Genomic DNA, 13,243 nt, shown 5'->3' with positions numbered 1-13,243 from the left:
GGTTGAGGAACGGCCCAGTGCGCCCTCTTTGCTTTAGTCCCTTTGGGCGTTAATCGGCATCCGTCAGCACCGGGGAGGACTAGTGCTTGTCCCCACCTGTAAAGGGAACGAACAGCACCGGCATCAGCTTCTTAGTGCTCGTTTTTCCTTTTTTCTTTTCGATCAGTAGCAGCGTTTGTGCCTGCGACTGCGGCCCGACTGGGATAACCATTCTACCGCTGTCTTTTAATTGCTCTAGAAGGGGAGTAGGCACTGTTTCTGCGGCAGCCGTTACCACAATGGCGTCGAATGGGGCATGCTCCTCCCAGCCGTGGTAGCCGTTGCCTATCTTTACTGCTACATTATCGTACCCCAGCTCCTGCAGTCGTTTCGCCGCAGATTGCCCCAACTCGGGTATGATCTCCACGGTAAAAACCTGCTGCACGATCTCGGCCAGCACAGCAGCCTGATAGCCGTTCCCGGTGCCGATCTCCAGCACTTTCATGTGTGGTTTCGGCTGGATCATCTCCGTCATGTAAGCCACCATGTAGGGCTGCGAAATGGTCTGTCCGGCTCCAATGGACAGGGGAGTGTCCTCGTAGGCAAGTTCCGCCTGGTCCGGAGGCACGAACAGGTGGCGCTCCACCTGTCGCATGGCGCTCAGCACGGCCTTGTCTTTTACCCCGCGGGCCTCAATGGAGCGCTTTACCATTTGCGCCCTTCTCTCTTCGTACACATCCTGCGTCTGGATAAGGAGCAGGACAAAGAGCAACAGAGTTGAGAACGGTGATACCATAAGCGCGGCAGTTCAGATTGTAAAGCAGCAGTATGGACAACAGTATCCGCTGAAAGCGTACCGGGTGTTACTCTTTTATACTTTGTATGGTAGGATAAGTTCAGGCCTTAAAGCGCCGTAGAGGTATGGATAGGAGGGGCTTTTGCAGAAGCAGGTATAAGCGCTGTTTTGCGCCGGGTTTGCTGCCACTGGTTGAGTGTTCAACCTCCGGCGGGTGCCTGTTGCCGCTATATGATTTGGGTAGTGTTTAGAAGGAGGTGAGGCTAAGTTTATAGCAAAAGCGCGATATATTTTCTAGCTTACGGTCAGGAAAACCAGCCATACTTGATTATGAAAGCAATACGGAATGTACTTATGCTTGCCGCCGGCACTGTCATAGCGGGTTGTGCCGGCAAGACGGCCGCCACACAGGCACCGGTAACGGAACTGCGTGTCATGAGCTACAACATCCACCATGCCAACCCGCCCAGCCGTGCCGGAGTGATCGACCTGGATGCCGTTGCCCGAGTTATCCGGGACCAGAACCCGGACCTGGTAGCCTTGCAGGAGGTGGACGTGAATACCAGCCGCTCAGGCAATATGAACCAAGCATCCGCTCTTGCCGAAAAACTGGGCATGAACTTCTTCTTCGCCCGTGCCATTGATTTCGGAGGCGGCGAGTATGGCGTAGCCATACTTTCGAAGTACCCGCTTAGCGATACCAGCGTTCTGCCCCTGCCGGAAGAGGCCGCCCCGGAGGCAGAAGACCGGGTGCTGGCCACGGCCAAAGTAACCTTGCCCGGCGGCAACACGATCCGCTTCGGCAGCACGCACCTGGATGTGGAGGACGCCTCCAACCGCCTGCAGCAGGTGCAGGCCATCAACAGCGTTGCAGCCAATGAGAGGCTGCCCTTTATACTTGCCGGCGATTTTAACGACCAACCCGAAAGTGAGGCCATTGCAGCGTTAGACAACGTGTTTACCCGCACCTGCCAGGCTGAGTGCGAACCGACCATACCCGTAGATGTGCCCACCCATGCCATTGATTTTATTGCCTTCACCAAGAGCTTCGGGCTGGAGGTAAAGTCGCAGCGGGTGGTGCCGGAGCGCTATGCCTCCGACCATTTGCCTGTGGTGGCGGTGCTCAGATTTAAGTAAGAAGGGGCCGGGAGTATGCTGCGGACTGGTGCTACACCATAACGCCGGTCCTGCGGTAGGACTGCCAGCCTTTACTTTGCGCTTTTGTGCTGCCGTATAGTGCTTGCCTTGCGGCGGTAGAAGCGCTTTATTTTCCCGAGGCTGTGGCGCATTTTTCGGTGCCTTTTTGAGTGGTGCGGGAGGTGGCAAATCGGGCACTCCGGCTCCTCCATTTGCTTCAGCAGTTCGGGCATCCTGTCCTCTACCTGCCTCAGGTACGCTACAATTGTTAAGGTTCCGAAAATGCTGATAAGGGTAAGTATAAAAGTAATCATTGTGGTACGCTAATCATTGTAAAATCTGCCCCGTTAGGTTCTAATGCGCCTGCTTTTGCCGCTGCTGGTTTGCTCACCAACAACCTGCTGGGTATTAAATGTGGCAAAGGCCACAGGTAACACAAGCCGGAACAGCGGAATTGGCGGCAGGCCCAAGCTCGTGCTGCAGTTATTTTCTAAACCCTATATATAAATTTATTATTGCGCATGCCAAACCTTTTTTAGTGAAGAAGCGTATGGGTGCTACATTTTTGTACTAATCATAGCTTCCGCTGAGGGGACAGCCACTGTATTGGCCGGTGCAGGAAGGGCTCTTCAGCACAGGCACATAACGCCATAAGGTTTTCCAGGGAGGGCAGGAGGGGATAAAAAAACAGCCGCTCCACCAGAAGGCAAAGCGGCTGTTTAGGCGTTTCGGGCTGGCTTAGTTGCCTGGCCAGGCATTCCACGGAATGCGCAGCAGGATCAGGAACAGACCGATGCCGTAGAAGATGGCAATGCTCTTGAAGCCTCTGTTGTCGGTGCCGATCTGGCGCTTGGCGCGGGAGTAGCCTACGGTGATCAGGATCACCGCGATGATCATGGTTAGCGGGTGCTCCAGTATGTAAAGCCTGGAAACAGAGTCACCCATTGCCTCGCCCGAGAAGTTGCTCATTCCCAGTGGCGACACAAAGTATAGGATCACCCCAATCACCCACTGCAGGTGCACCGGGATTAGGCCCAGCAGGCCAAGTTTTCTGTCTTTGTCGGAAAAAGCCTTGTTGCCAAACCAGCCAGCGAGCGCGGCCACAAAACTGATGAGCAGGCCTAACAGTACGAGGTAGCTCAAATAGGAGTGTAAATGCTGTATTCCTGTATACATGCTGTTGTTAGTTGGTGTCTGCTGTAAATATAGGCATTATTAGATTATCAAAAGCCTATACAGGCGTATTTCCTCTTGCCCAGGTGCGTGGGCTGCCTTCAGTGGCATCAGCTAGTTGTGAGAGACCAGAGCAGGTTAAAAGAACAGCTCCTTGCCGATAATGTAGAGGCCCATGAAGAGCACAAACCACCCGAAGGAGGACTTCAGCTTATCGGCGGGTATTCTGGAGGATAGAAAGGAGCCGATAAATATGCCCACAACGGAGATGGAGGAGAAAATAGACAGGAAAAGCCAATCGATGTCATAGTTGTAGATATCGCCCATAAACCCGATGAGGGACTTGGCTGCGATGATAAGCAGGGAAGTGCCCACGGCCATTTTCATGTCGAGCCTGCTGAAGAGCACCAGCGCCGGGATGATCAAGAAGCCCCCGCCTGCCCCCACCAGACCGGTGAGCGTGCCCACCACCAGGCCCTCGGCCAATATGCCGCCATAGTTGAGTTTTAGCTCCGGGTGAGTTTGTCTTGGAGTTGCTTCTTCCACCTGCAGGTCTGTGTCTATGTTCTCGTCCACTGCATCCACTGGCTCAGCCGGAGCCTCCTTTTTCCGGCGGATCATGGAGACAGAGGCGAACACCATCAGCCCTGCGAAGAGCAGCATCAGCAGCATTCCTTTAGATACCACAAGGTCCCCAACCGAGAAAATCCTCTCAGGTATGGCCGGCACAAGCCAGCGGCGCGTGGTATAAACCGCCGCAATGGATGGCAAGCCAAATACCACAGCAGTTTTGAGGCTCACCAGCCCTTTATTGTAAAACTTCCAGGCCCCCACCAAGCTCGTAAGGCCCACAATAAAGAGCGAGTAGGCCGTGGAAAGGACCGGGCTTAAGCCAATGAGGTAGACCAGCACAGGCACCGTAAGTATTGAGCCGCCCCCGCCGATGAGCCCGAGTGAGAGGCCTATGAGCATGGCAGCGATGTATCCAAGTGTTTCCATGGGTGTTTTGTGTATAATTAGTACTCCTGCAAAGGTACATCCGCCTGTACGCTGTGTCTGTGACAAGAGTCACAGTGGCAGGGGTAGGGTAGAGAGGCGCGCATTTTAACTCCTGGTTTGACCTTCACCTCCATACCTCTTAAAGAATAAGGAGCTTGGCGGCGCTAATGGTCAAAGAGAAAATATCCCTTTGCCGATGCCTGGGTGCTCCATGGCTCAGGTTCTGTCCAGGTCGTGGACCTCGATATAGTTGCGGTGCAGGGTAAGCGCCCTTGTTTGCTCCAGCTTTTTCAGGAGGCGTGATATTACCTCGCGGGAACTGTTGAGCTCGTCGGCGATCTGCTGGTGGGAGAGGCGTATCTCCTTGCCGCTCACCTTCACGTGGCGCCTCAGGTAGAAGAGCAGGCGCTCGTCCAGTCCTTTGAAGGCAATGCTGTCGAGGGTTTGCAGCAGCTCCTCAAACCGCTGGCGGTAAGAAGCAATCACGAAGTTGTGCCAGCTTTTATACTTGGCCAGCCATAACTCAGACAGGTGCGAAGGCAGCAGGATAACCTCGGCCGGGGTAACGGCTTTCGCTTTTATCTGGCTTTGCTCGTTGCGGGCCGTGCACATCATAGACAGGGCGCAGGCATCGCCGGGCTCCAGGTAGTACATCAAAAACTCGTTGCCATCCTCGTCCTCACGGTATACTTTCAGCAGGCCGCTTAGCAGCAGAATGGTGGACTTGATGTACTGGCCGGTGCGCAGCGCTTCCTCGCCCTCCTCCAATTGCCGGACGGTGCTTTGTGCCAGTATCTCCTCCAGGAGCGGCTGCTCCAGCTGAGGGAACTGTTTCTGAACCTCGTCTCTGTTCAGGAATTCCATAGTTTTCTTGTTGGTAAGGTATCTCAAGTATAGGTATACTTTCGGTACGAAAGTACAGATTCTACTAAAAAAACAGTGCGGGCACAGTATGCACCCGCACTGGAATTGTAGTTCATAACTATGCCTCAGGCCTGCTTGGCCCTTGCTCCGGCGCTGTACACAGGCTTACAGGTTCAGGGCCCGCTTTTTCAGAAGTATGAATTCTTCCTCTGTGATGGAGCCCCGCTCCCGCAGGTTTTCCAGCCGCTCAATGGTAGCGATGGAGTCCTCCACTGATGCAGGTCTTCTGTCGTCCCGGTGCAGCTCCTCCGGTGTCGGGTGCTCCTCTGCTTTGTCATGACCGTGTACGCTGTCATGATCGCGGGTGGAGTAGATCTTTTCGCGGTACACCTCCTGGTCCGACGTATAAAAACGGTTTTCATCGAAGGAGGCGTCGTTGTAAAAGTCAGGGGTGATGGTGCTTGGCCGTGTCCTTTGTTCGTTCAGGGCCTCGTCAAACTCTGCCCTGTGGTCCTCTGTTGTGCCGAGCGTGTCGCGATGGGAGCGCTGCAGCGTATCCCGCACCTGGTACTCATAATCCTCCGTGATCGGGCCTCCCGGGTAAATAGGATAATTCCCAACGGAGTTCGAGTCTATTGCCGACACAAACACCTTTTTGCCTTTTTTGTCCAGGGCCGCCACGCCGATAGGTATCAGCAACTGCTGGTCGTCGCCGGCGTTAAAGAACCTGCGGTCTGCTACCACGCTGAGGTAGCGCGCCTTCATGGCCTGTGTGTCCACGATCAGGTCCCTTACCATGCCCAGGCTCTCGCCGTCGGCACCAATTACTCGCCAGCCCAGTACATCCGGGTTGTCTTTGGCGATTTTATAGTCCTTCATGGCGCTCAGCGGAACCAGGCGCTCATGTTCATAATCATAGTTAGCCATAGCTTTATCGTTATTATTATACTTTCAGGATTAAATGTGAGGCAGGCTGCGCTGTGGCAGGAATCACCATACCGGTGGCAGGGGCCTCCTCATACTCCACTTCATCAGGTTCGTTAGTGAGTTCATACAGTGCCCAGGCAATAAGCCCTATGATCACCAGCAACAGCAGGATCCAGGGCCACATCGGTTTCTTTTTCCGTTCAATATTGATTTCAGCCATCTTTTTAGGTTGTTTTTTCCATAGTTTTACTGCGTTTCGGCCACCTGCGCACAGGTGGTGTTGGTAATACGCTGATAGTAAAATATATGTTGAAAGTGGGGGCTTCGCGTGGCGCTGCCTAAGGGCTGAGTTGTAATGGCGCCTTGGGGGCGGAACATAAAAAAAGGTGCCCAGGGGGCACCAACTGCTTACATACTTCTCCTGCGTAGATGGCGTTATGCCTAAAGTGCCTAAGCGGTTTTCACGTTTACGGCGTTCAGGCCTTTGGGTCCTTTCTCCACCTCAAACGTTACTTTGTCATTCTCCTTTATCGTGCCGCTTACTTCATTCTGGTGCACGAAGATGCTTTCCTGCGTGTCGCTATCCTTAATAAAGCCGTATCCTTTGGATGTGTTAAAGAACGTCACCGTTCCTGTGCGGATCAGGTCAGCCGGGTCCAGGTCCTCCTGCTTGGGCACGCCTATCTGGATCTCCTCCTGTTTCACCTCTTTCTTTTTCTTGGTTGGATCTGGTGGGGTAGAGGTGATGTTGCCTTCGTCATCCACATACGCCAGCATATCATCCAGGCTCTGGCCTTTAGAGTTGGCAACCTTGCGCTCTTCTTTTTTTTGCTCCTTATCCTGCCTCTTCTTCAGGCGTTTCTTCTCTTTTTCTTTTTTGCTGAAAGTTTCCTGTGATCTTCCCATATATTTTTTTTACGTTTTTGTTATGTTGTATACTTAATTGTGCTCCGGCCGAAGGCAGCGTGTGGCTGCATTAGTACTGGAACATATAGTTAGTGCCGTTGCGAATCCACTTCTCGAAAAAAGTATTGTCGTTGAACTCGCCCGTAACAAGCGTTTCTTCGGCATTGGATTCCTCGGCGCGCGAGCTCATGAACTCCTTCAAGGCTTCCTGGTTGTTGGGCACCCAATCCTGTCCTTTTCTGAGGGCAATGCATAGGTACTCGCGAGTAGTAGGGTCCACAATATATTTTCTGTTCATAAAGGTTGTATTATCTTATACGATACGGAGGCAGCGGGTTTTCTGCGGTTAAATAAAAAAGCCCCGCTCGAGGCGGGGCTTCTTCAGGATGATCTTATGTTAAAACTAAACGCGCTTAACATTCACGGCGTTCAGCCCTTTTCTTCCTTCTTTAAGCTCAAAAGTAACTTCATCGTTCTCTCTGATTTCGTCGATCAGACCTGTTACGTGTACGAAATACTCCTGACCTGAATTTGTTTCTTTAATAAAGCCGAATCCTTTCTCGTCATTAAAGAATTTTACTGTTCCTTGATTCATGTTGATTTGATTATTATACCCCTACTACAAACAGGAAGGGATATTTGTTCATTATTTGCTACAAGGTACGGTAAATAATTTATAAATCTGCACTTTGTGGCTTTAAAGTGTGATTTTATTTTTCAGGACACTGGCTACTTGGCTTGTTGGAGGCGCTCCCATACCTCATTAATGGGCTTGCCCGTGCTGCTGGTGCCGCTGTGAAGCCATTTGCCGTCCTGCACCTCGAAGTTAAAGCCAAGGCTAGCTCCCACGCGGCTGGAGTCGCGGGAGAAGAACTCAATATGTTCGGTGTAGGTGCCGTTGTCGGCGGTGTAAGTGCCACCGCCGGTGCCGGAAAAGGCTTTGGTGCCGCTGTCGAAGGCGATCCACTGGAAACGATCACCGGAAAGGATCTTAAGCGTTTTGCGGGTGCCGGAGGTATGGATGGGTTGGATTTTGCCGTTCTCCCCAGCGCGGCCGGTGATGCGCCAGGTGCCTTCCAACGGGGAGTTGCTGTTCTTATCGGTCTTGGCCCAGGTCTGCTCCACCTTGCTGCCTTTCAGCTGTAGTTGCCCGTCTTTTAAAGTATAACCGAGGGTATTGGAGGTGCCTACTGTAGTTGTGTCGAGGGTGTTATACTCGAAGTGTTGTGTCAGCTTTCCGTTCTGCAAAGTATAGGTGCCCCCGTACGTACCGATGAATTTCTTGCCAGCTTCATCAAAGTAAGCTACGGTAAAATAGCCGTCTTCCATCAGGGCTACAGCGGTTGCCCCTTTGGGCAGGGAGACGAATTGTGTGGTGCCGGCGCTTAGCTGCCAGGCGCCTTTCAGCGGCTCTTTCTGTTGGGCTGTTTGCGCGGCCTGCGCTTGCACAGTTTCCGGTTGTGCGAGAGTTTGGAGAACCCAAGTGCTTAGGATGGTTATGGCCAGGTTTAACGTGTTGGTGAGGATTAAGCTCATGAGTATAGTGTTTAGGTTCAAGGTGTTGAACGGTGTTCTTATTCGCAGGTTGAATTTAGCGGTTTATACTTGCTTTACCTTTTCTTTATCGCCAGTGTCCGCTTGTGATGTTGCTTCAGCTTTCTGCAACTGGACACAAGCTATCCTTACTAGCTACAGCTGATCCTCTAGTCTTACATGCGACTCGTTTCATCTCTTGCCTGGGTGCTCTCCAGCCCGAGCGGGCTCGTCTTGGGGGTAGGGGCCCTCGATAAGGGCATCGCGCTGGGAGCTTTTCCTGCCCTCGTGCCTCGGGCTGCCTCGCTCGCGCTCGGCACCGGAAAAACTCGCATAGGCGCTCAACCCAAAGACTGGGAATCGGTTCGATAGCTGCTTACTATGCAACGTAAACTATATCTCCTTCGAAGGGGCAGGGGATGAAATTGTATGCAGAATATCCCCTCCTGGGAGGGGGGCTCTACTTCTGCTGACACTACTCCGATCTCCATGAAAATTATACTTTCGCCGAAGCAGCTACTGAGCTCCCCTCCTTAAACTACCGAGAACGCGAGTTCGTAGGTAGCGAGCGCAGCTCTGAGGGGCAGGGGTGGTTAGACCCGGTAGAGAGAAAGCTCCCTCTAAATTTTATATGGGAGGGGCGAACTGTAAAAGTAAATCACAAAAGAGATCTAACGTTTAACCTCAGCAGTGGGAGGCTGTGGTTTAGCCTATTCTTACCAGAGACGGGCAATGGCTGTTCAGATCAAAATCGGTTTGGGAATACCCTTAATTTGATGAATGAAAGCATAAATCAAAGTATAAAAAGACAGCCTCTCTGCTTTTGCAGAGAGGCTGCCGGTGATTGTAAAAGAAGGGCTGCTTTAGCGGAAAGTATACATAGCAAATTCAAGCGCGGAAGCAGCTGTTACTTATAAAGGGTCCGCTGCCCAAAGCCTAATTTATACTTTTCCAGCCGCGAGGCGGCTTTGTCGTCCACGTACCAATAGATTTCGCTTCCCGGCTGTGGCTGGATGAGTTGCGATGGGTACTCCTGCGGGTTGCGCTCTCCCTCCAGCACCTCGTATAGTGCCTTGGCCTTGTTCTCTCCAAAGGTCATGAACAGAATGCGTTTGGCCTGATTGATGAGCGGGGCTGTAAGGGTGATGCGGTGCATGGATTGCGGCTCCAGGTAATACGCCGCCACCCATTTTTCCTGCTCGGCCAGCACCTCGGTGTGCGGGAACAAGGAGGCCGTGTGCCCATCGTCGCCCATGCCTAAAAGGATAAGGTCGAAGGCAGGTGCCTGATCATTGAACAGCTCTTTTAGTAGCTGCTCATACTTTTGCGCATACGCCTCCGGGGCCATGTCTTCCCACATCGGAAAGATTTGCTCCTGCGGCACCGGCACCTTATTGAGCAACAGCTCTTTGGCCATTTTGGCGTTGCTTCGCTCATCAGTCAGAGGCACCCAGCGCTCATCTCCCCAAAACACGTAGGTCTGTTGCCACGGTACCTGATCTCTGTAAGGCTCCTGGGAGAGCAGTTGGTACAGTTGCTTTGGCGAGGAACCACCGGTTAAGGCCACCACAAAGCGGCCGTTTTTCTGCACGGCCTCCTGTGCGGCATCTACAAACAGCTCGGCGGCGCGTTGGCTCAGGTAGCTGGTATCTTTAAAAATGGTAACCATTGTACGTTGCTAGCTTTGGTTCTTACTCTGTTACGGAAACCGTCCAGGTGTGGCCCTGGCGGGCGATAAGTGCCTCTGCGTTTTCCGGACCCCACATGCCGGCGCGGTAGTTCGGGAACTCCAGCGATGGGCGCGACTCCCAGGTTTCCAGGATAGGCGTGATCACGTCCCAGGCCACCTCCACCTGGTCTGAGCGCATGAACAGCGTGGCGTCACCCTGCATGGCGTCTAATAGCAGCGTCTCGTAAGCCTCCGGCGACTGCGAGTGGTTGGAGTAGGCGCCAAAGTCAAACACCATTTCGGCGGGCGTCAGCGCCATGTCCAGTCCTGGTTTTTTGGCAATAAAGCGCAGGCGGATATCCATCTGGGGCTGTATGTTGATGATCAGACGGTTGGGCAGGATGTTCTCCGACATAGCCGACGGAAAAGTGAGGTGCGGCACGGAGCGGAACTGCACGGTGATGGAGGTCGTTTTCTCCTGCAGGCGCTTGCCGGTGCGCAGGTAAAACGGCACACCCTGCCAACGCCAGTTATCCAGGTAAAACTTAATGGCAGCGTAGGTCTCCACGGTAGAGTTCGGGTCTACACCCGGCTCCTGGCGGTAGCCTGGCACCTGCTTGCCTTTCATCCAGCCGGGGCCATACTGTCCGCGCACTGCATACTTGCCTACTTCCTCGCGCGACAGGCGGCGAATGGCTTGCAGCACATCCACTTTACGATTACGGATCTCCTCGGCCTCAAACGAGATGGGCGGTTCCATGGCCACCATGCACAGCAGCTGCAGCAGGTGGTTTTGGATCATGTCGCGCAGGGCGCCGGCACTTTCGTAGTAGCCGCCGCGGTCCTCCACGCCTACTTCCTCGGCCACGGTAATCTGCACATACTCGATGTAGTTGCGGTTCCAGAGCGGCTCAAACAGCGCATTGGCAAAGCGGAAAGCCAGAATGTTCTGCACTGTCTCCTTGCCCAGGTAATGGTCTATGCGGTAAATCTGAGACTCCTGGAAGGTGCGGGTAAGTAGCTGGTTCAGCTCCTTGGCCGACTGCAGGTCATGGCCAAACGGCTTCTCCACCACAATGCGGTCACGCTCCGGGTTGCTGGCAATACCCACTAAGCCCAGGTTCACTGTAATAGGCTCAATAAAACGTGGAGACACTGACAGGTAGAACAGGCGGTTGGCGCGTGTGCCCCACATCGCTTCGATGCCCTCGATTTTGTCTGCCAATTGCCTGTAAGCTTCAGGGTCATTGATGTCGGAAGAGAGGAAGTAGATGGAGTTTTGAAAAGCCTCCCACTGCGTATCGTTTGGCTTTCCGCTGCGCGAGAACTTCCCAAGCCCTTCCCGCAGGTGCTGCTGGTATTCTTCGTCGCCGGATTCAGAGCGGCCTAAACCGATCACGGCGAACTGCTCCGGCAACCAGCCGTCCAGGAACAGGTTGTAAAAGGCCGGGATGAGCTTGCGCTTTGCCAAGTCCCCTGTTCCACCAAATATAACCGCAATGGTTGGGGCCGTTTTTTGGATTTCTATCATCTAGGTTATGCGTGTTGAGTAATTAGCAGCGCAGTATAGGTAATCTTCCTGTCTGCTGTTACTGCAAAATTAAAGTATAAATTGCTGTTGAACGTGCTACTCGAAACAGTTTGTGGTGTCCTTACGCGCCCCACTGGGTATGAAAGATGCCTTCCCGGTCGGTGCGCTCATAGGTGTGCGCCCCGAAGTAGTCGCGCTGCGCCTGTATCAGGTTGGTCGGCAGCGTTTCGCTGCGATAGGCATCAAAGTAGCTGAGCGATGCCATAAAGGCTGGCATCGGAATCCCTTTGTCTATGGCAAGTTTCAGTACGGCTCTGGTGTCCTGCTGGCGGTCCAGAAGGTCTTGCCCGATCTTCGCATCCAGAAGCAGGTTGGGTAGGTCTGCTTTCTGCTCATAAGCCTGTCGGAAATCCTCCAGGCAAACCGCGCGGATAATACAGCCGCCGCGCCAGATCTTGGCTACCTCCTGCAGCTGCAGGCCATAGTCATAGGCTTCAGAGGCTACGCGCAGCTGCGCCATTCCCTGTGCATAGGTTACCACCATCGCAAAGTAGAAGGCATGGCGCACCTGGTCTACCAGTTCAGCCTGTGCTGTTGAGGAGGCAGTAGTTGACGAGTGGTTCGGTAACAGGCGGGCGGCCTCCACGCGCTCTTCCTTATACTTCGACATGTCGCGCATGAGCACGGCCATGTCAATGGTAGGCACCGGCACCTGCAGGTCCATGGCGTTTTGGGAGGTCCATTTGCCGGTGCCTTTGGAGCGGGCCCTGTCGGAGATCATACTTACCAGGTAATTGCCCGTCAACTCATCTTTCTGTTTCAGAATCTCCCCTGTGATCTCGATCAGGAAGGACTGCAGCTCGGTCTGGTTCCACTGCTCAAAAATGCTTTGCAGTTCATTATCCGACAGGTTCAGGCCGCGCTTCAGTAGGTCGTACGTTTCAGCAATAAGCTGCATAATACCGTACTCGATGCCGTTGTGCACCATTTTTACGTAGTTGCCGGCAGAGCCATTGCCCAGGTAGGCAACGCACGGCTCCCCGTTTACTTTGGCTGCCACCGCCTCGAAGGTAGGGCGCAGCCTCTCATAAGCGGCGCGGTTGCCGCCCGGCATCATGCTAGGGCCAAAGCGAGCGCCTTTCTCTCCACCCGAAATGCCCATCCCGAAGAAGTGGATGCCCTTGCCGGCCAGCTCCGTCACGCGCCGGTCAGTGTCCGGGAAGTAGGAGTTGCCACCGTCCACAATGATATCGCCCGGCTCCAGCAGGGGCAGCAGGCTGGCAATAACGGCATCTACCGGTTTGCCGGCGGGCACCAGCAGCATCAGCGCGCGCGGTCTGCGGATAGACTGCACAAACTCCTCGGCAGAGGTGGTTCCTTTGACTAGTTTGCCTGTGCCCGCCTCCGTCTCCAGGGCGGCTGCTTTCACGGGGTCAAGGTCCAGGCCTATCACCGACACCTGGTGATCGGCCATGTTTAGTGCCAGGTTACGGCCCATCACACCCAGGCCAACCATTCCGAATTCGTACTGTATTTCGCTCATATGCAGGTTAATGTGTTGAGTCAAAGCCTATCGGGCTGCAGCTGCAGGGCTAGTGCCTCGTGCACAGGCTTGTTTGGATAGGTAAAGCTACAACATAAAAAATATCTATACATCAAAAAACTGCTAATGTGCCTTGTGGCAGGGGAGAAGGTATGGTTAGGCCGGCAAAACCGCCCTGGCTGTCAC

The 13,243-nt window shown here is 53.6% G+C and carries 15 protein-coding genes; 1 reads left to right on the top strand and 14 read right to left on the bottom strand.

Going from position 1 to position 13,243, the window contains the following annotated elements; genetic code table 11:
• Positions 1–79 precede the first annotated feature (79 nt).
• Entirely contained in the window at positions 80–775 is a 696-nt protein-coding gene (locus PXG97_RS03185; RefSeq protein WP_276496269.1) for a protein-L-isoaspartate(D-aspartate) O-methyltransferase, read from the bottom strand.
• A 330-nt stretch (positions 776–1,105) separates the two neighbouring features.
• Between PXG97_RS03185 and PXG97_RS03180 the strand changes: the two genes are divergently transcribed.
• Positions 1,106–1,912, top strand: coding sequence for an endonuclease/exonuclease/phosphatase family protein (locus tag PXG97_RS03180; protein WP_276496268.1), 807 nt, complete (start codon positions 1,106–1,108; stop codon positions 1,910–1,912).
• Positions 1,913–1,983: 71 nt separating this feature from the next.
• Here PXG97_RS03180 and PXG97_RS03175 read toward each other — a convergent pair whose 3' ends face one another.
• The 13 genes from PXG97_RS03175 to gndA form a co-directional block, all read right to left on the bottom strand.
• Positions 1,984–2,226 carry a hypothetical protein gene (locus PXG97_RS03175; RefSeq protein ID WP_276496267.1) on the bottom strand — a complete coding sequence of 81 codons (243 nt, stop codon included), beginning with the start codon at positions 2,224–2,226 and terminating at the stop codon, positions 1,984–1,986.
• 424 nt (positions 2,227–2,650) lie between these two features.
• Positions 2,651–3,055 (bottom strand): hypothetical protein, encoded by a 405-nt coding sequence (locus PXG97_RS03170; RefSeq protein WP_420851748.1) that lies wholly within the window; start codon positions 3,053–3,055, stop codon positions 2,651–2,653.
• 168 nt (positions 3,056–3,223) lie between these two features.
• Positions 3,224–4,084 carry a sulfite exporter TauE/SafE family protein gene (locus PXG97_RS03165; RefSeq protein WP_276496265.1) on the bottom strand — a complete coding sequence of 287 codons (861 nt, stop codon included), beginning with the start codon at positions 4,082–4,084 and terminating at the stop codon, positions 3,224–3,226.
• A gap of 216 nt (positions 4,085–4,300) precedes the next feature.
• Positions 4,301–4,948, bottom strand: a complete 648-nt coding sequence (locus PXG97_RS03160; protein ID WP_276496264.1) for a Crp/Fnr family transcriptional regulator — start codon at positions 4,946–4,948, stop codon at positions 4,301–4,303.
• Positions 4,949–5,113: 165 nt separating this feature from the next.
• The gene (locus tag PXG97_RS03155; protein ID WP_276496263.1) at positions 5,114–5,875 is read right to left on the bottom strand and encodes a PRC-barrel domain-containing protein; all 762 of its coding nucleotides are present in this window, start codon (positions 5,873–5,875) and stop codon (positions 5,114–5,116) included.
• 16 nt (positions 5,876–5,891) lie between these two features.
• On the bottom strand, positions 5,892–6,095 hold the full coding sequence (locus tag PXG97_RS03150) for a hypothetical protein (RefSeq protein WP_276496262.1): 204 nt from the start codon (positions 6,093–6,095) through the stop codon (positions 5,892–5,894).
• Positions 6,096–6,325: 230 nt separating this feature from the next.
• Complete coding sequence (locus PXG97_RS03145) at positions 6,326–6,781, bottom strand: cold-shock protein (RefSeq protein WP_276496261.1); 456 nt, start codon at positions 6,779–6,781, stop codon at positions 6,326–6,328.
• Positions 6,782–6,851: 70 nt separating this feature from the next.
• Entirely contained in the window at positions 6,852–7,079 is a 228-nt protein-coding gene (locus tag PXG97_RS03140; RefSeq protein ID WP_276496260.1) for a hypothetical protein, read from the bottom strand.
• Positions 7,080–7,184: 105 nt separating this feature from the next.
• Complete coding sequence (locus tag PXG97_RS03135; protein WP_276496259.1) at positions 7,185–7,376, bottom strand: cold-shock protein; 192 nt, start codon at positions 7,374–7,376, stop codon at positions 7,185–7,187.
• A gap of 134 nt (positions 7,377–7,510) precedes the next feature.
• A complete protein-coding gene (locus PXG97_RS03130; RefSeq protein ID WP_276496258.1) occupies positions 7,511–8,317 on the bottom strand; it encodes a membrane or secreted protein in 807 nt (268 codons plus the stop codon).
• Between the two features lie 904 nt (positions 8,318–9,221).
• Complete coding sequence (pgl, locus tag PXG97_RS03125; protein WP_276496257.1) at positions 9,222–9,983, bottom strand: 6-phosphogluconolactonase; 762 nt, start codon at positions 9,981–9,983, stop codon at positions 9,222–9,224.
• 22 nt (positions 9,984–10,005) lie between these two features.
• On the bottom strand, positions 10,006–11,514 hold the full coding sequence (gene zwf, locus PXG97_RS03120; protein WP_276496256.1) for a glucose-6-phosphate dehydrogenase: 1,509 nt from the start codon (positions 11,512–11,514) through the stop codon (positions 10,006–10,008).
• 121 nt (positions 11,515–11,635) lie between these two features.
• The gene (gndA, locus tag PXG97_RS03115) at positions 11,636–13,057 is read right to left on the bottom strand and encodes an NADP-dependent phosphogluconate dehydrogenase (protein ID WP_276496255.1); all 1,422 of its coding nucleotides are present in this window, start codon (positions 13,055–13,057) and stop codon (positions 11,636–11,638) included.
• Positions 13,058–13,243 lie beyond the last annotated feature (186 nt).

The sequence above is a fragment of the Pontibacter litorisediminis genome (genome assembly GCF_029360645.1).
Taxonomy (GTDB): Bacteria; Bacteroidota; Bacteroidia; order Cytophagales; family Hymenobacteraceae; genus Pontibacter; species Pontibacter litorisediminis.
This window is presented reverse-complemented; position numbering and strand designations above follow the sequence as displayed.

Coding starts and splice junctions, on each gene's coding strand:
- PXG97_RS03185 (WP_276496269.1), bottom strand. CDS start 775: ATGGTATCACCGTTCTCAACTCTGTTGCTCTTTGTCCTGCTCCTTATC.
- PXG97_RS03180 (WP_276496268.1), top strand. CDS start 1,106: ATGAAAGCAATACGGAATGTACTTATGCTTGCCGCCGGCACTGTCATA.
- PXG97_RS03175 (WP_276496267.1), bottom strand. CDS start 2,226: ATGATTACTTTTATACTTACCCTTATCAGCATTTTCGGAACCTTAACA.
- PXG97_RS03165 (WP_276496265.1), bottom strand. CDS start 4,084: ATGGAAACACTTGGATACATCGCTGCCATGCTCATAGGCCTCTCACTC.
- PXG97_RS03160 (WP_276496264.1), bottom strand. CDS start 4,948: ATGGAATTCCTGAACAGAGACGAGGTTCAGAAACAGTTCCCTCAGCTG.
- PXG97_RS03155 (WP_276496263.1), bottom strand. CDS start 5,875: ATGGCTAACTATGATTATGAACATGAGCGCCTGGTTCCGCTGAGCGCC.
- PXG97_RS03150 (WP_276496262.1), bottom strand. CDS start 6,095: ATGGCTGAAATCAATATTGAACGGAAAAAGAAACCGATGTGGCCCTGG.
- PXG97_RS03145 (WP_276496261.1), bottom strand. CDS start 6,781: ATGGGAAGATCACAGGAAACTTTCAGCAAAAAAGAAAAAGAGAAGAAA.
- PXG97_RS03140 (WP_276496260.1), bottom strand. CDS start 7,079: ATGAACAGAAAATATATTGTGGACCCTACTACTCGCGAGTACCTATGC.
- PXG97_RS03135 (WP_276496259.1), bottom strand. CDS start 7,376: ATGAATCAAGGAACAGTAAAATTCTTTAATGACGAGAAAGGATTCGGC.
- PXG97_RS03130 (WP_276496258.1), bottom strand. CDS start 8,317: ATGAGCTTAATCCTCACCAACACGTTAAACCTGGCCATAACCATCCTA.
- pgl (WP_276496257.1), bottom strand. CDS start 9,983: ATGGTTACCATTTTTAAAGATACCAGCTACCTGAGCCAACGCGCCGCC.
- zwf (WP_276496256.1), bottom strand. CDS start 11,514: ATGATAGAAATCCAAAAAACGGCCCCAACCATTGCGGTTATATTTGGT.
- gndA (WP_276496255.1), bottom strand. CDS start 13,057: ATGAGCGAAATACAGTACGAATTCGGAATGGTTGGCCTGGGTGTGATG.